This is a genomic window from Nonomuraea gerenzanensis (genome assembly GCF_020215645.1).
In the GTDB taxonomy this organism is placed as follows: Bacteria; Actinomycetota; Actinomycetes; order Streptosporangiales; family Streptosporangiaceae; genus Nonomuraea; species Nonomuraea gerenzanensis.
The window spans coordinates 10,940,456-10,954,963 of sequence record NZ_CP084058.1 but is presented as its reverse complement, the minus strand read 5'-3'; the positions used below and the strand labels follow the sequence as shown (position 1 = coordinate 10,954,963).

16 protein-coding genes and 2 tRNA genes are annotated in these 14,508 nt (G+C 68.3%); 9 read left to right on the top strand and 9 right to left on the bottom strand.

Features of this window, described 5'->3' with window-relative positions:
* Nucleotides 1–642: 642 nt before the first annotated feature.
* Nucleotides 643–715, bottom strand: a tRNA-Arg gene (locus LCN96_RS51020).
* 814 nt (nucleotides 716–1,529) lie between these two features.
* Between LCN96_RS51020 and LCN96_RS51015 the strand changes: the two genes are divergently transcribed.
* Nucleotides 1,530–2,627, top strand: a complete 1,098-nt coding sequence (locus LCN96_RS51015; RefSeq protein WP_225269607.1) for a D-alanyl-D-alanine carboxypeptidase family protein — start codon at nucleotides 1,530–1,532, stop codon at nucleotides 2,625–2,627.
* Between the two features lie 20 nt (nucleotides 2,628–2,647).
* Here the strand turns inward: LCN96_RS51015 and mscL are convergent, their stop codons facing one another.
* From mscL to LCN96_RS50985, 6 genes are all read right to left on the bottom strand, one after another.
* Nucleotides 2,648–3,046 carry a large conductance mechanosensitive channel protein MscL gene (mscL, locus tag LCN96_RS51010; RefSeq protein ID WP_225269606.1) on the bottom strand — a complete coding sequence of 133 codons (399 nt, stop codon included), beginning with the start codon at nucleotides 3,044–3,046 and terminating at the stop codon, nucleotides 2,648–2,650.
* 23 nt (nucleotides 3,047–3,069) lie between these two features.
* Entirely contained in the window at nucleotides 3,070–3,663 is a 594-nt protein-coding gene (locus tag LCN96_RS51005) for an RcpC/CpaB family pilus assembly protein (RefSeq protein WP_225269605.1), read from the bottom strand.
* Complete coding sequence (locus LCN96_RS51000; protein ID WP_225269604.1) at nucleotides 3,660–4,466, bottom strand: S-methyl-5'-thioadenosine phosphorylase; 807 nt, start codon at nucleotides 4,464–4,466, stop codon at nucleotides 3,660–3,662. Before LCN96_RS51000 ends, LCN96_RS51005 begins: the two co-directional genes overlap by 4 nt.
* 185 nt (nucleotides 4,467–4,651) lie before the next feature.
* On the bottom strand, nucleotides 4,652–4,954 hold the full coding sequence (locus LCN96_RS50995; protein WP_225269603.1) for an FmdB family zinc ribbon protein: 303 nt from the start codon (nucleotides 4,952–4,954) through the stop codon (nucleotides 4,652–4,654).
* Between the two features lie 71 nt (nucleotides 4,955–5,025).
* Nucleotides 5,026–6,531 carry a potassium/proton antiporter gene (locus LCN96_RS50990; protein ID WP_225269602.1) on the bottom strand — a complete coding sequence of 502 codons (1,506 nt, stop codon included), beginning with the start codon at nucleotides 6,529–6,531 and terminating at the stop codon, nucleotides 5,026–5,028.
* A gap of 24 nt (nucleotides 6,532–6,555) precedes the next feature.
* A complete protein-coding gene (locus LCN96_RS50985; protein ID WP_225269601.1) occupies nucleotides 6,556–7,125 on the bottom strand; it encodes a 5-formyltetrahydrofolate cyclo-ligase in 570 nt (189 codons plus the stop codon).
* A 24-nt stretch (nucleotides 7,126–7,149) separates the two neighbouring features.
* On the opposite strand from LCN96_RS50985, the gene galU reads away from it, so the two are divergent.
* From galU to LCN96_RS50945, 8 genes are all read left to right on the top strand, one after another.
* Nucleotides 7,150–8,052, top strand: a complete 903-nt coding sequence (gene galU / locus LCN96_RS50980) for a UTP--glucose-1-phosphate uridylyltransferase GalU (RefSeq protein WP_225269600.1) — start codon at nucleotides 7,150–7,152, stop codon at nucleotides 8,050–8,052.
* Nucleotides 8,039–9,226 (top strand): molybdotransferase-like divisome protein Glp, encoded by a 1,188-nt coding sequence (gene glp, locus LCN96_RS50975; RefSeq protein ID WP_225269599.1) that lies wholly within the window; start codon nucleotides 8,039–8,041, stop codon nucleotides 9,224–9,226. The genes galU and glp overlap by 14 nt, the downstream gene beginning before the upstream one ends.
* Nucleotides 9,223–9,699: a cyclic pyranopterin monophosphate synthase MoaC gene (gene moaC / locus LCN96_RS50970; protein ID WP_225269598.1), complete on the top strand. Its 477-nt coding sequence runs from the start codon at nucleotides 9,223–9,225 to the stop codon at nucleotides 9,697–9,699. Before glp ends, moaC begins: the two co-directional genes overlap by 4 nt.
* Nucleotides 9,700–9,788: 89 nt before the next feature.
* Entirely contained in the window at nucleotides 9,789–10,268 is a 480-nt protein-coding gene (locus LCN96_RS50965) for a MogA/MoaB family molybdenum cofactor biosynthesis protein (RefSeq protein WP_225269597.1), read from the top strand.
* 57 nt (nucleotides 10,269–10,325) lie between these two features.
* Nucleotides 10,326–10,979, top strand: coding sequence for a GNAT family N-acetyltransferase (locus LCN96_RS50960; RefSeq protein ID WP_225276245.1), 654 nt, complete (start codon nucleotides 10,326–10,328; stop codon nucleotides 10,977–10,979).
* Between the two features lie 124 nt (nucleotides 10,980–11,103).
* Nucleotides 11,104–11,688, top strand: coding sequence for a divisome protein SepX/GlpR (gene sepX / locus LCN96_RS50955; protein WP_225269596.1), 585 nt, complete (start codon nucleotides 11,104–11,106; stop codon nucleotides 11,686–11,688).
* Between the two features lie 49 nt (nucleotides 11,689–11,737).
* Nucleotides 11,738–11,811 (top strand) — tRNA-Ala (locus LCN96_RS50950).
* 193 nt (nucleotides 11,812–12,004) lie between these two features.
* Complete coding sequence (locus LCN96_RS50945; protein ID WP_225269595.1) at nucleotides 12,005–12,454, top strand: hypothetical protein; 450 nt, start codon at nucleotides 12,005–12,007, stop codon at nucleotides 12,452–12,454.
* Nucleotides 12,455–12,752: 298 nt separating this feature from the next.
* On the opposite strand, the gene LCN96_RS50940 is transcribed toward LCN96_RS50945, so the two are convergent.
* Complete coding sequence (locus tag LCN96_RS50940; RefSeq protein ID WP_225269594.1) at nucleotides 12,753–13,904, bottom strand: hypothetical protein; 1,152 nt, start codon at nucleotides 13,902–13,904, stop codon at nucleotides 12,753–12,755.
* Nucleotides 13,901–14,440, bottom strand: coding sequence for an RNA polymerase sigma factor (locus tag LCN96_RS50935; protein ID WP_225269593.1), 540 nt, complete (start codon nucleotides 14,438–14,440; stop codon nucleotides 13,901–13,903). Before LCN96_RS50935 ends, LCN96_RS50940 begins: the two co-directional genes overlap by 4 nt.
* Nucleotides 14,441–14,508 lie beyond the last annotated feature (68 nt).

Below are 14,508 nucleotides of genomic sequence, written 5' to 3'. Positions count from 1 at the left end.
TAGGGCCGGCACGCCGGGTCGGCTGACAAACTGGCCGCTGCGTTCCTCTCTGTTCGGGAGGGGGCCTCGTGTTCGGGCCGACCCTCAGGGGCGGGCCGAGCGTCGAACATCCCGGAGCAGATGAGGCCCGCTGGGCCTTCGATCGTGGGTGCTGTTCGGGCTGCGCTGCCGCAGGCGCCGGGCCGGCTTCGCTGCCCGGCGCCACGGCGGGCACCTTGACCCCGAAGCCGCGTGCCTGGCCCCCGGATGACATGCCGGACATTGGGAGATCCTTCAGGCCATCACCGAGCCCGCAGACGACGTCGTCGTCAACAGCCTGGGTACCGCTCTCCACCACCATGCGCGGCCGCGTCTTGGACGGGCGAGCGTGGCCACAAGCCGGAGTTTACGCACGTATTTGGCGCGATCAACGGCTGTATATGTCCGGAGCCCAGGTGGTCGGAGCGGGTGGTCGGATGCGGGGATAGCCCAAAATCGCGGTTCTATCTGGGGAAACGCGCTCAAGATCATCCCGCGCATGTCCCCTGATCATGGTCGTACGGTTGCATGCGGGCACCGCCTGCTGCCTACCAAGGACACAAAACAAAAGACCTGCGGCTGTGAAACCGCAGGTCAGGGGCCTGAAATGCCGATCTACGTGAGTGCCCCCGGCAGGATTCGAACCTGCGGCACCCGCTTTAGGAGAGCGGTGCTCTATCCCCTGAGCTACGGAGGCGGACTCCCGTAAGCCTAGCGAAAGTTAGGCACTGCGTGCGACGTGCCCCCGCCCCCAGTTTCCCAGGTTGGTTATGGCTGCTCTGAGCTGCGGTAAAGGCATGACAAGTGATCAGATTCTTGCGTATCGCGCGCGGCTACCGTCTCACCCTGTGACCAGGAGGCGATGCGTGCAGGCCCGTCGGCGGCCCGTGGTGCTGTTTGGGGCGTTGCTGGCGCCGGCGATTCTTGCCGGAGGGTTGCTGGCGGGGGAGATGCGGGGGTTTGAGGAGGGGGTCGCCGGGGGCGGCGATGGTGGGGGTGGGGTGGTGCGGGTGGCGTTCGAGCCGGTGCTGGTGCCGGCGCCTGCTCGGCCTGAGCGGCGGTATGCGGCTGCGATGCCTTCGCCGGTGCGGGAGGTGCCGGGGCGGGTGCGGAGGGTGGAGCCTGCGGAGGGTGAGGAGGTGGTGCCGGAGGTTGTGGAGAGGGAGCCTGTTACGCCGGCGCCTGTGCAGAGGGAGGGTGGGTGTCCTGGGGAGTGGGTGGATACCTGGTTGTGGGAGTTGTGCAGGGATCGGGAGCAGGAGGCGGCTGTTGGTGAGGAAGAGGGGTGGTTGTCGGGGATTTGAACCGGTGGTGAAGGGTGAAGCGTACTGGTCTATGTGAGTAGGGATGCGCTGGTTTGGGTGGTGGGGTGGGTGCGGGGTGTGGCTCGGCGGGCAAAGTGGGTTATTTGTCTCATAACAGCTCTTCGGAGTTCGGTCCGGGCACTCGGGGGGCTGTAGTAACGTGCGTGCCTGACCAGGGTAACGAGAGTGCAAACGGAGGAGTCGAACGTGCCAGCCCCTCGATCAGCGGGTCTGATCGCGGTCGTTATGGCGGTGGCTTCTCTTCTCGTGCCGTTGGCGGGTGTGCCGGCGCAGGCGGAGGTGCGGGCTCAGCAGGGGCGGCAGGAGGTCGTCCGGCGGGACCCGTCGAATCTGACCGAGTTGCGGAAAGAGGCGGAGCGGTCGGCCAAGGAGCTTGAGGACGCCACCAAGGCGCTGGAGAAGCGGCGGGCCGAGATCGCGGCGTCCGAGAAGGAGCTCAAGAGCAAGCTGACCTCCTTGCAGGAGCTCGAGCGGCGGCTGGCCGTCATGCGGCAGCCCGTGTCGCAGATGGCTGAGCTGCTCTATCAGCAGCCGCTCATGGCCGGGGGGATCGTGCCGTTCCTGTCGGGGAGCGCGGATGAGAAGACGCTGCGCGCGTTGATGGACGCCAACCAGATCGTGGCCGTACGGCAGCAGGCCGTCGAGCAGACGAGTGCCCTGTACAAGGAGACCGAGCGGCTGGCCGGTGAGGCACAGGAGCTGCGGGCCGGGAATCTGCTGGCTGAGGCGCAGCTGGCCGCGGAGGTCGACACGCTGAGGGCGCGGTCGGACAAGATCGTGAAGTCTCTGACGGCGGCGCTGGTGAAGCTCGGGATCAAGATTGACAAGGTGGGGCGGGCGGCGCTCGGGTGCAATCCGCTTCGGGCGGCTACCGCCGATCAGTATCCGAACGGGCTGATCCCGAAGGCCATGCTGTGTCCGTTGCAGCAGAAGGGGTTCAGTCTGCGGGCCGATGCCACGATCGCCTTCGTGAGCTTGAACGAGGCTTATCGGCAGCGGTTCGGGAAGCCCATGTGTGTGACCGACGCGTATCGGAGTCTGGCTGAGCAGCAGTCGGTCTACTATCGGCGGCCGGGGTTCGCGGCGGTGCCTGGGCGGAGCAACCACGGGCTCGGGCTGGCTGTGGACCTGTGTGGCGGGGTGGAGAGGTCCGGGTCCGCGGAGTTCGTCTGGATGGAGAAGAACTCCAAGCGGTACGGGTGGTTCCACCCGTCGTGGGCCTACAGCAGCCCGTTCGAGCCGTGGCATTGGGAGTACGACCCCAAGATCGATTCGTTGCTCTGAGGTCTCCTCCTTCGTGCTGATCAGACCGGGACCACCTCCGAGCTGCAGAAGGCGCAGCGGGAGGCTGCCTTGGGGATCTCCGACAGGCATTCCGGGCAGTCACGGGTCTTCGACTCGATCTTGGCGGCGGCGCGGGCCGTGAGGTGCGTGTACGGCTTCACGATGAGGAAGTAGACCACTGCGGCGACCAGCAGGAACGAGATGACCGCGTTGACGAAGTTGCCGTACATGAAGTTGGACTGACCGACCGTCACCTTGAGCGAGGAGAAGTCGGGCAGGCCGCCGAACGCGGAGATCAGCGGAGTGAGCAGGTCGGCCACGAACGACTGCACGATCGCGTTGAAGGCCGCTCCGATGACCACCGCGATGGCCAGGTCGATGACGTTCCCCTGCATGAGGAACTTCTTGAATCCGTTCATGGATGTGAATCGTAGCCGAGTGATTACCCTTGGTTAGGTTTGATGGTCAGCGAGACGCGGGCGTGGGCTTGGGCGGTGGCCAGGTCGGCGGCCTGGGTGGGGGTGGTGGCCAGGACGATCAGAGTGCCGTCGGCTCTGTCGGGGGAAGAGGCGGGGGGCTTCGGGATCGACAGGACCGTGGTGTCCTGGGCGAGCTGGCGGGCCGGGGTGCTCTGGTCGTAGGCGGCGAGGAGGGTGATCGTCGAGCCGGGGGAGATCAGGGCCGCGGCCGCGGCGTCGCTGATGCGGACAGGGGTGGCCACCAGGCCGGGTGGGAGGCGGTAGGCGGCCAGGAGCCGGGCGTCGGTGAGCGGCTCGCCCCTGCGGATGGGGGTGGCCAGCGTCTGGCCGGCTGGGATCGTCCGGACTGCTCCTGCGGGGGGAGGGGTCAACGCGGCGAGGTGGAAGTCGGCCGCGTTGAGAGGGCCGGGGGAGAGGTCGCGGGAGGCCACCAGCACCGTGGGGGCGGAGCCGGCGGGGCGGGTGGCGACGAAGGCCGCGATGACCGCGACGGCGGCGAGTGCCGCCGCTGTGAGGCGGCGGCGACGGCCGTGGCGTGCGAGCCAGGACCCGATCACGGTAGCTCGAAGGGGAGCTTGATGCCGTCCAGGGCCGAGCCGCAGGGGCAGGTGCGTTCCTCGGGGAGGGACTGGACGGTCTCGGCGATCAGGGTGCGCATGCGGGTGACGTTCTGGGCGAAGAACTCGAGGACCTCGTCGTGGGTGACGCCCTGGCCGGCCTCCACGCCGGCGTCATGGTCGGTCACGAGGGAGACGGACGTGTAGCAGAGCGCCAGCTCGCGGGCGAGGATCGCCTCGGGGAAGCCCGTCATGCCCACGATCGACCAGCCGTTGCCCGCGAACCACTGCGACTCCGCCCTGGTGGAGAAGCGCGGGCCCTCGATGACCACCAGGGTGCCGCCGTCGACTGTCTCCCAGCCGTCGGCGCGGGCCGTCGCCACGGCCGTGGAGCGGCCCGTCGGGCAGTACGGGTCGGCGAACGAGACGTGGACCGCGCCGTCGATGTCGTAGTAGGTCTGGGGGCGTCCAGAAGTGCGATCCACGAGTTGGTCGGGGATGACGATGGCGCCGGGGCCGTACTCGGCTCTCAGGGAGCCTACGGCGCTGGGCGCGAGCACCTGACGGACGCCGAGCGAACGCAGGGCCCAGAGATTGGCACGGTAGGGGATGCGGTGTGGCGGGAATCGGTGGTCGCGCCCGTGTCTGGGGATGAAGGCGACGGAACGCGAGCCGATGCGCCCGACCGTGACGACATCGCTCGGAGGGCCGTAGGGAGTGGCGAGCTCGATCTCCTCTGCGTCGTCGAGCAGGGAGTAAAAGCCTGAACCGCCGATGACGCCGATATCTGCGCGAGTGACCATGGCGCAGAGAGTAGCCCGAGCCGCGGTGGGTCAGGCGGAGCCGAACGGCGTTCTGTGGATGGACGCGCTCGGGTGCCCTGTGGCTGTGGATAACCCCGTGCGGGCATGAAGTGGGCGCCGCATGCCAGGGGGCAGCGGCGCGCCATCAGGGGCACGGCTCCGCTTCTCGCGGGAGCCGTGCGGCTTCAGCTGGACGCGGCGGCGGGGGCGGGCGTCGAAGTCGAGGTGGACGAGCCGGAGTCCGACGACTTGCTCTCCTTCGACGAGGACGAAGAAGTAGAGGTCGACGACGACGAACTCGATGACGAGGACGAGCGGTTGTCGGTCTTGTAGAAGCCAGAGCCCTTGAACACGATGCCGACCGCGGAGAAGACCTTCCGCAGGTTGCCCTGGCAGTTGGGGCAGACCGTCAACGCATCGTCGGTGAACTTCTGGACGACTTCGAGCTGCTCACCGCAGTCGTTGCAGGCGTACTGGTACGTCGGCACGCGCTCCTCCTTAAACAAGCTCTAGCACTCGAGCGATGCGACTGCTAATGGTAACCGATAGGGTCAAACACCTATTCCAACCCCCGCTCCCCGTACCATCCGGCCAGCTTGCCGCTGCGGCTGACGGCGCGCAGGCGGCGTTCGACCTGTTCACGGCAGGCGGCGGTGGTGACCACGAGGAGCTGGTCGTCCGCCCGGACGCGGGTGGTGGAGGCGGGCACGAAGGACTTGCCGTCGCGGACGACCAGAGTGACCTGGGCGCCGGCGGGCAGGCGGAGCTCGAAGATCTCCACGCCGTGCAGCCGGGAGCCCACCGGCACCTTGACCTGCAGGAGGTCGGCCTTGAGCTCCTCCAGCGGCGCTGATTCCACGGCCAGGTCGTGGGCCTCGCCTGGCGCGGCGACCCCGAGTACGCGCGCCGCGAAAGGCAGGGTCGGCCCCTGCAGCAGGGTGAACACGATGACGATGACGAAGACCTGGTTGAAGAGGTCCTTGGAGCCCTCGACGCCGGCCGCCCAGGGGATGGTCGCCAGGACGATGGGGATCGCGCCGCGCAGGCCCGCCCAGGACAGGAACGCCTGGTCGCGCCAGTTCACCCAGCCCAGCCGCAGGGCCCAGGACAGCGCCGAGCTGACCATGACCGAGAGCGGGCGCGCCACGAGGACCAGGATCGTGCCGGTGATCAGGCCGGGGACGATGGCCGACGGCATCTCGTCCACGTCGGCCAGCATGCCGAGCATGACGAACAGGCCGATCTGCGCCAGCCACGCGGAGCCTTCCGCGAAACCCCTGGTCGCGGCCCGGTGCGGCAGGCGGGAGTTGCCCAGGATGAGCGCCGTCAGGTAGACGGCCAGGAATCCGGAGCCATGCAGCAGCACCGCGCCGCCGTACGAGACGAAGGTGAGCGCCAGCACGGCGATCGGGTACAGGCCGGAGGCGGGCAGGGCGACGCGGCGCAGGGCGTACGCGCCGGTGGGGCCGACGGCGAGGCCGACGGCCGCGCCGATGATCAGCTCGACGGACGTCTCGACAAGGAACGTTCCCAGCGTCGCCTGGGAGTGGGACGAGCCGCTGAGCAGCACGACGGCGATGACCGTGGGCGCGTCGTTGAAGCCGGACTCCGCCTCCAGCACGCCCGCCAGGCGGGGCGGCAGCGGCAGCCTGCGCAGCACGGAGAAGACGGCGGCGGCGTCGGTCGAGGCCAGCACCGCGCCGAAGATCAGCGCCGTGGTGCCGTCGACGCCGAGAAACCACTGGACGAGCAGCGCGACCGTGACGATGCTGACCGTCACCCCCACAGTGGCCATCACCAGGGCCATGGGGACAGAACGCCGCACATGCGACCAGTTCGTGGTCAGACCGCCCTCGGCGAGGATCACCGCGAGCGCGGAGAGGCCGATCTGCTGAGCGAGCTGCGGGCTCTCGAACGGGATCCCGAACCCCGAAGGCCCCAAGGCCAGCCCGAAGCCGAGAAATATCAGGAGGCTGGGCAGACCGGTGCGATGCGCCAGGCGTACGGACGCGATGGCCGCGATGACGATCGCGGCCCCCACGAGGAGCCAGAGATCGAGCGTCATCTGGCTCCCCTCCCGTCCCTGCGTTCACATAAGCCTAGTGAGTCCGGAAGGCGTCATCGCATAGCGGACCTGCCGGTCGTGCGGCTCCGTCGGGACATCATCGATCAGCTCGCCGTCGTGCAGCAACGCCACGGTGGGGACGTTCGGGCCGACGCGGGCCAGGGCGCGGTCGTACGAGCCGCCGCCGCGCCCCAGGCGGATCCCGGTCCGCCGGTCCACCGCCAGCGCGGGCACGATGACGAGGGCCGCGGTGCGTACGGCGTCCACACCGCGGCGGGTGTCGACCGGCTCCATGATCCCGAAGCGGCCCGGGGCCAGCGTGTCAGGCCCGTCGTACACCGCCCAATCCAGGTCATGGTCCTCCCGGAGCACCGGGAGGACAACTGTGGCCCCATGTTTCCAGAGAGCGAACACCAGCCCGTGGGTCTCCGGCTCTGACCCCGTCGACCAGTAGCACGCCACCAGACCGGCCATCTGGACCCAAGGCTGTTCGAGCAGGGTTTCGCGAACCTTGATGGCGTTTGCGCGCAGTTGTTCGGGGGAGAGGGAGGTACGCGCCGAGACCAGCTCGCGGCGCAGGTTCAGCTTGTCCACAGATACCTCCACTAGGGTCTACTCATGGCTGACTTCGACCCTGTGACGAAAGCCGTCGTGCCCGCCGCGGGTCTGGGCACCCGGTTCCTTCCGGCGACCAAGGCGACACCCAAGGAGATGTTGCCCATCGTCGACAAGCCCGCGATCCAGTATGTCGTCGAGGAGGCCGCCTCCGCTGGGCTCCTCGACGTCCTGATGGTCACCGGCAAGAACAAACGCTCGATCGAGGACCATTTCGACCGCGCGTTCGAGCTGGAGGAGGCCCTTGAGGCCAAGGGCGACGAGCACCGGCTGTCCCAGGTCCGCGAGCCCGCCTCACTGGCGACCCTGCATTATGTACGTCAGGGTGAGCCGAAGGGGCTCGGCCACGCGGTGCTCTGCGCCAAGCACCACGTCGGCGACCACCCGTTCGCCTGCCTGCTCGGCGACGACCTCATCGACCACCGCGACCACCTGCTGCGTCGCATGATCGAGGTGCGCGACACGTTCGGGGGGAGCGTGATCGCGCTGATGGAGGTGCCCAAGGAGCAGGTCTCGCTGTACGGCGTGGCGACCATCGAGGCGACCGCCGAGGAGGACGTCGTACGGGTGACGGACCTGGTGGAGAAGCCGCCGGCCGACGAGGCGCCGTCCAACTGGGCGATCATCGGGCGGTATGTGATCGACCCGGCGGTGTTCGAGGTGCTGGAGAACACTCCGCCGGGGCGTGGCGGGGAGATCCAGCTCACCGACGCGCTGCGCACGCTCGCCTCGCGCGGCTCCGAGGAGGGCGGGCCGGTGCACGGCGTCCTGTTCCGCGGGCGGCGCTACGACACGGGCGACAAGCTGGACTATTTGCGGACTGTGGTGAAGTTCGCGGCGGATCGGCCGGATCTGGCGCCGGAGTTCGTGCCGTGGCTGCGGGAGTTCCTTGATGAAATCAGTTGACGCGCATCTGGCCGAGATCCTGGCCACTGTTCGTCCGCTGGCCCCCCTTGAGCTGGAGTTGGAGCAGGCTCTGGGGACGACGCTGGCCGAGGACGTGTCCTCGCCGGTGCCGTTGCCGCCGTTCGACAACTCGGCCATGGACGGGTACGCGGTTCGAGCCGAGGACCTGTCGGAGATCCCGGCCACGTTGCCGGTGATCGACGACGTGGCGGCCGGGTCGCTGGAGCTGCGCGCCGTGGGGCCGGGGCACACCGTACGCATCATGACCGGTGCTCCCCTGCCTGCCGGGGCCGATGCCGTGGTGCCGGTGGAGTGGACCGACGGCGGCACCGTCTCCGTACGCATCGATCGCCGGGCCGAGACCGGCAACGCCATCCGGCGGGCCGGGGAGGACGTGCAGGCCGGCGAGGTCGTGCTCAAGGCCGGCACCGTGATCGGGCCCGCGCAGCTCGGGATCATCGCCGGGGTCGGGCGGCGGCGGATCTGGGTGCGGCCGCGGCCCCGGGTGGTCGTGATCTCCACCGGCGCCGAGCTGGTCGAGCCGGGCAGCCCGCTCCAGCCCGGCCAGATCTGGGACTCCAACAGCTACACCCTGACGGCGGCCGTGCGGGAGGTGGGCGCCGACGGGTTCCGCGCCGGGTCCGTCGGCGACGATCCGGGCGTACTGCTCGATCGCCTCGACACGCACCTGGTGCGCGCCGACGCGATCATCACCAGCGGCGGGGTGTCGATGGGGGCGTACGAGCCGGTCAAGGAGGCTCTGTCGCCCCTGGGCACGGTTCGCTTCGAGAAGGTGGCGATGCAGCCGGGGATGCCGCAGGGGTTCGGCGTGCTGGGGGACGACCAGGTGCCGATCTTCGCGCTGCCCGGGAACCCGGTGTCGTCGTTCGTGTCGTTCATGCTGTTCGTCCGGCCCGCGCTCGACAAGATGCGCGGCCTGCCCGGCGGGATGCCGGAGACGGTCACCGCGCGGACCACCGGGCCGCTGCGGTCGCCGTTCGGGCGGCGGTCGTACCTGCGCGGGGTGCTGGCGGCCGACGGCACGGTGTCGCCGGCGCACGGTCAGGGGTCGCATCAGCTCGCCGCGCTGGCCTCGGCGAACGCGCTCATCGTGGTGCCGGAGGACGTGACCGAGATGGAGGCCGGGGCTGCTGTGGAGGTGGTGCGGCTGTGAGCGAGCTCACGCATATCGACGAGACCGGGGCCGCGCGCATGGTCGACGTGTCGGCCAAGGACGTGTCGGCCCGCAGCGCCACGGCCACCGGGCGGGTGCTGCTGTCGGCGGAGACCGTGGCGTTGCTGCGGTCGGGTGAGGTGCCCAAGGGGGACGCGCTGGGGGTGGCGCGGATCGCGGGGATCATGGGGGCGAAGCGGACGCCTGATCTGATTCCGCTCTGTCATCCCATCGCGTTGCATGGGGTGAAGGTGAGCCTCGATGTCGAGGACTGGGGGGTGGCGATCAGTTGCCGGGCGAAGACGGCCGATCGTACCGGGGTGGAGATGGAGGCGCTGACCGCGGTGTCCGTGGCGGCGTTGGCCTTGATCGACATGGTGAAGGCGGTGGATCCGGGGGCCGTGATCACGGATGTCCGGGTGGAGGAGAAGCTCGGGGGGAAGACTGGGCGGTGGGTGCGGGAGCAGGGCTGAGGGGCGCGTAGGGGGCTGCTGGGCGGTCGCGGTGGTCGCGGTGGTCGCGGCGGTTGGGTCGGTGGGATCGGTTGACGGGAGGCGGGCGGATGCGGGCGTTGGTGATTACGGTGTCGAACCGGGCGTCGGCGGGGATTTATGAGGATAAATCGGGGCCGCTGCTCGCCGATCTCCTCCGGCAGGAGGCTGGGTGTGAGGTCGTCGACGGTCCCGTGGTGGTGCCCGACGGGGAGCCGGTGGAGAGTGCGCTCCGTGACGGGGTGGCGGGCGATTACGACGTCATCGTGACCACCGGGGGGACCGGGCTGACGCCCATGGATTTGACGCCGGAGGTGACGTCCCGAGTAATTTCTCGGGAAATTCCTGGTATTGCGGAAGCCATCCGGTTGGCGAATCGGGAAAAAGTGCCGACCTCCGTACTATCTCGGGGACTGGCCGGCCAGGCGGGCAACACCTTGATCGTTAATTTGCCCGGCTCGTCCGGTGGCGTACGGGACGGCGTCGCCGTACTGGCGCCGATTCTGCGGCACGCCGTTGATCAGATCAGAGGCGGCGATCACCCGCGCTGACGGTGTAACCGATCGCCCTCGTTGATCCGTGGCGACATCGCGCCCGATAGGGGGATGATGAGAGATGTGGATCGACTTCGTGGCTGGCCGGTGACGCTGAACGAGGGCCCGGTATGCCTCCGGCCGCTGCGGCTGAGCGACGTACGCGTGTGGCGCGAGACTCGGCTGCGCAACGCCGACTGGCTACGTCCGTGGGAGCCGAGCAACCCTGAGACGCCGCTGTTCAGGACGGGGCTGGGGCCGTACATCTCGATGGTCGGCACCCTGCGTCGTGAGGCGAGGCAGGGGCTGGCGTTGCCGTGGGTGGTGACGTACGACGGCCGGTTCGCGGGGCAGCTGACCGTGGGGGCGATTGTGTGGGGCTCTGCCCGTTCTGCCCAGGTCGGTTACTGGGTCGATGGGGCGCTGGCCGGCAAGGGGATCATCCCCACCGCGCTCGCCATGGCCGTTGACCACTGCTTTTTCACCACCGGTTTGCATCGGCTCGAAGCGAACATCCGCCCGGAGAACCAAGCCAGCCGTAGAGTGGTTGAGAAGCTGGGATTCAGGGAAGAAGGCATTCGGCGTCGCCAACTTCACATCGACGGAGCCTGGCGCGATCACATTTGCTATGCGCTGACCGTTGAGGATGTTCCTGGCGGGCTGCTCGTGCAGTGGCGTCGCGCGCGTGAGTCAGCCGCTCACGGGGGGTCTCCCGTCGAAGAGGTTTGACGATCTCGCGACACACCGCACCGAATGCTCGTCAATCAGTGACACGCGGTCTTACGGTGCGTGACGTGAGCATATTGAAGGCGCGACGAGCACATCCGCGTCTTCATGCTGTCCGGAGGTGGTCGTGAGCAGCGTCCTCCTCTACTTGGCCATCGTGGTGATGTGGCTGTGCGTCCTCATCCCGATGTGGCTGCGCAAGGACAAGCAGAACCTCGCCGAGCTGGCCGAGCTCGAAGAGTATTACACCGGCGAGCACCAGCTCCCCGACCTCGACAACCTCGCCCCGCCCGATGCGGACGAGGACGACGAGACGCCTCCGGTGGAGGTCGAGAAGGTCGACGTCCGCCAGTTCCGCCTCCGGCGCCGCGCCATCATCGTCGCCCGCCGCCGGCGCCTGCTCTTCTTCACCGCCCTGCTGGTGCTGGCCTCCGTCGTGACGGCCGCGGTGAAGGTGATCCCGTGGTGGGGGGTGGCGCCGTCCGTGGTCGTCATGCTGGCGTACATGACGTTTCTTCGCATCGCCGTACAGGTGGACAGGGAACGCCGCGAACGCGCCCTCCAGGCGCGTGCTGAGCGCCTGCGGCGCCTGCGTGAGCAGCGGCGGGCCGCCGCCGAGGCGGAGGCTGAGGTCATCGATCTCACGACGATGCACACGGACGTTCTGTTCGATCAGTACGCCGAGCCGCCCAGGCGGGCGGTGGGGGACTGAATGGGTGGCGCGAGGACTCTCTGAAGTTTGCTAATCTGGTCGAGTCCTTGGGGATGTAGCGCAGTCCGGTAGCGCACTTCGTTCGCATCGAAGGGGTCAGGGGTTCGAATCCCCTCATCTCCACAAGGGGCCGTTCTTGAAACGGCTGGACTGAGGTTGACGGGATCCCGTCCGATCGTCTCGATCGGACGGGATTTCGCGTTTTCCGAGGTCTTCGAGGCTGCCGGATGGGCTGCTTCTGGCTCGTGCGGTGGCTGGGGCGGAGTGCCGCTGACCTTTGGGGCACAGAGCGCGGCGTACGCCGTGGTGAAGAAGGATGACGGGCACCGTCCAGGTGACGGTCGGGGAGTTCCGCGACCCTGACGGGCTGGAGGCCAAGCTCAAGGCCGAGGGAATCAAGGCGGACGTGACCTTCACCGAAGCGGACAAACAGTGTGCCCGTGGCCGCTTCACCGGCGCGGACCTGGCCTACGATCCGCCGAGCACCAAGAACATGACCGAACAGGCGCGCAAGGAGTTCGACCAGCCGGAGAACTGGCGCTCCCGGGACGCCGCCAGTCCGATGAACCGGAACACCTTCGTGATCTCCCCGAGCTACATCCGGCAGGGGGAGACGCTGGTGCTGGAGTTCCGGCCAGGCAAACACCCGGGAATGGCCTGGCAGCTCGGCACCCATCTGGCCAAGGCCGGTAGCCCGGTCGCACCTTGCACCCTCGTGGACGCGCAATCCGACGAAGCCATGGTGAAGGAGATGGCTGGAAACTGACCCATGAGTCGGTTGGGGTGCGTGGACGTCCGACGCACTCCGACCGGGCTCCTCGTGCGGCAGGCAGCGCCGCGTCATGAGGCTCTCGCCAAGGTTGGAGACCGCGGCCGGACGGAATACCCATCCCACGCTCCGGACGATCGCTGTGCGGTCGGATTGGTATGGGGGCGGGAAGCGATCACCGTCACACACGCCTCGGGAAGCGATCTTCGCCAGGACGACATCGTCGCTGCTCAACCACACTCATGAACGTCCCAGAGCCCGGCCGCGCGCTCATCGCCGCCGGGTCGGCACCCTTTCATTCTCCCTTCTGGCACCCCGCCGGGGGAGAAGCCGGCGGGGTGGTCCAGCCCGACTCCAGGCCGCGGGCCTGGTAGCTCATGACCTCCCCCTTGGTCACCCCCGCAGCGGTGCGGGCCGCATAGGAAACGCGCGAAAGCGTCTCCCCCGTCCCCGGGTCGAGGATCTGCCTGGAGTAGAGCGGCAACTCCTTGCGCGGCTTGCTGGAGTACACCAGGGAGCCTCCCGCCCCGCCGAAGTCAACGGAAATGCCCTTTCTGCCCAGCGGATCCGTCACTGTGCCCACGACTTTGGTGGTGGGCAGATCCGCCAGGACGCGGATGATGGCGGCGCGCTGGGCCGGGCTGAGGGGCATGCCGAGGAGGTTCGCGGTGGTCGGTAGGAACTTCTCGAAGGGCTGCGTGAAGCCTCGGCGGTTCCAGATCTCGTGGTACGCGTGAAGCTGTTTCATCAGCGTGGCCGGATCGGTGGCGATCGCCGCCAGGTCGGCCATGGTGAAGTCGCCGACCGTTGTGTCGGGATAGGCTCCTGTGGAGTCCACCCTCAAGGTGTACCTGCAGTCCTTGGGCTCGTCGGCGATCGGGATCGAATCGCACGGCCCGCTGGTCTCGCAGTGTCCCTTGACCCGGGCGGGAGCTCCCGCCGCCCGCCAGGCGCGCTCGTCGTCGGCCGTGGCCGGGCGGGCGCTGTCCTGCCGCCACACCTGCGTGAGCACCAGGTTGGCGGGATCGCGCGGCTGCCAGGTCTCGCGGCGGCCAACCACCACGACCCTGTAGCCACCGGTGGACAGGTGGTTACCGTCGATCCTCACATCGCGCCAGTAGCCGCCGCTCTGTGCGGGGAGGTTCTCGATCCTGTCGGCCAGGTCGAACAGTTCCTGGTTGGTCTTCGGCGGACTGAGCACGGCAGGGGCCGATGCCAGGTTCGTCACCAGCGCGAAGATCAGCGCCACGATCGCGACCGTGGACAGCGGCGCCCACAAGGCCCACAGGCGGGGCCGTCCCGGGGGCAACGGCCTGCGCGCGGGTTCTCCTGGTGATCCTGCGGTGGCCATCGACAGGATGGCGTCAGCGGAGATGCGTGATCCGCGATCCAGTGAAGCCGGCCGGGCCATGGCCAGCAGGTCCACCGCGTCGGGCTTGCGGCTCATCGGAGTTTCCTTCCTGGAACGGTCACGGGCGTTCGGGATGTGGTGGTAGAAGGGGCTTCGAGCGCCGACTGCAGTCGGCGGCGCGCTCGATGCAAGCGGACGAAGAAGGCGGCCTTGGTGCAGCCGAGCACCTCGGCCGCTTCCGTGGTGGAGAGGCCATGCCAGGTGGTCAGAGTCAGGATCTCTTTGTCGGCCTCCGATAGGCCGGCCAGGGCGCGGAGCACGGCGACGCGCTCGGTGGCGTGTTCGCCCACGTCGGTGGCCGCTTCTTCGATCCACGTTCGCAGTTCGGCTTCCAGAGATTCGCGCCGTGTGGCCTGCCGGAAGTTGTCGCGCAGGATGTTGCGAGCGACGCGGAGCAGCCATGGCAACGGCGCGTGGTCGGGGATGCTGTCCAGACGACGCCAGGCCACCAGGAAAGTCTCGCTGACCACTTCCTCCGCGAGTTGATGTCCGGCGCGACTTGCCGCATAGCCGTACACCCGCGCTTGGTAGGTGCTGTAGAGCGCGGTGAAGCGCTCATGGGGGTTGGGCAAGCCGGTTCCTTCGGTTGGGGATGAACGTTCATAGAGCAAGTGGTCCGAAGGAAGGCTTTCTTACATCC

Excerpts from the sequence above, each read along its gene's own strand:
- mscL (WP_225269606.1), bottom strand. The coding sequence starts at position 3,046 with ATGAACGGATTCAAGAAGTTCCTCATGCAGGGGAACGTCATCGACCTG.
- LCN96_RS51000 (WP_225269604.1), bottom strand. The coding sequence starts at position 4,466 with ATGGTCACTCGCGCAGATATCGGCGTCATCGGCGGTTCAGGCTTTTAC.
- LCN96_RS50990 (WP_225269602.1), bottom strand. The coding sequence starts at position 6,531 with ATGACGCTCGATCTCTGGCTCCTCGTGGGGGCCGCGATCGTCATCGCG.
- galU (WP_225269600.1), top strand. The coding sequence starts at position 7,150 with ATGGCTGACTTCGACCCTGTGACGAAAGCCGTCGTGCCCGCCGCGGGT.
- glp (WP_225269599.1), top strand. The coding sequence starts at position 8,039 with ATGAAATCAGTTGACGCGCATCTGGCCGAGATCCTGGCCACTGTTCGT.
- LCN96_RS50965 (WP_225269597.1), top strand. The coding sequence starts at position 9,789 with ATGCGGGCGTTGGTGATTACGGTGTCGAACCGGGCGTCGGCGGGGATT.
- LCN96_RS50960 (WP_225276245.1), top strand. The coding sequence starts at position 10,326 with ATGAGAGATGTGGATCGACTTCGTGGCTGGCCGGTGACGCTGAACGAG.
- LCN96_RS50945 (WP_225269595.1), top strand. The coding sequence starts at position 12,005 with ATGACGGGCACCGTCCAGGTGACGGTCGGGGAGTTCCGCGACCCTGAC.
- LCN96_RS50940 (WP_225269594.1), bottom strand. The coding sequence starts at position 13,904 with ATGAGCCGCAAGCCCGACGCGGTGGACCTGCTGGCCATGGCCCGGCCG.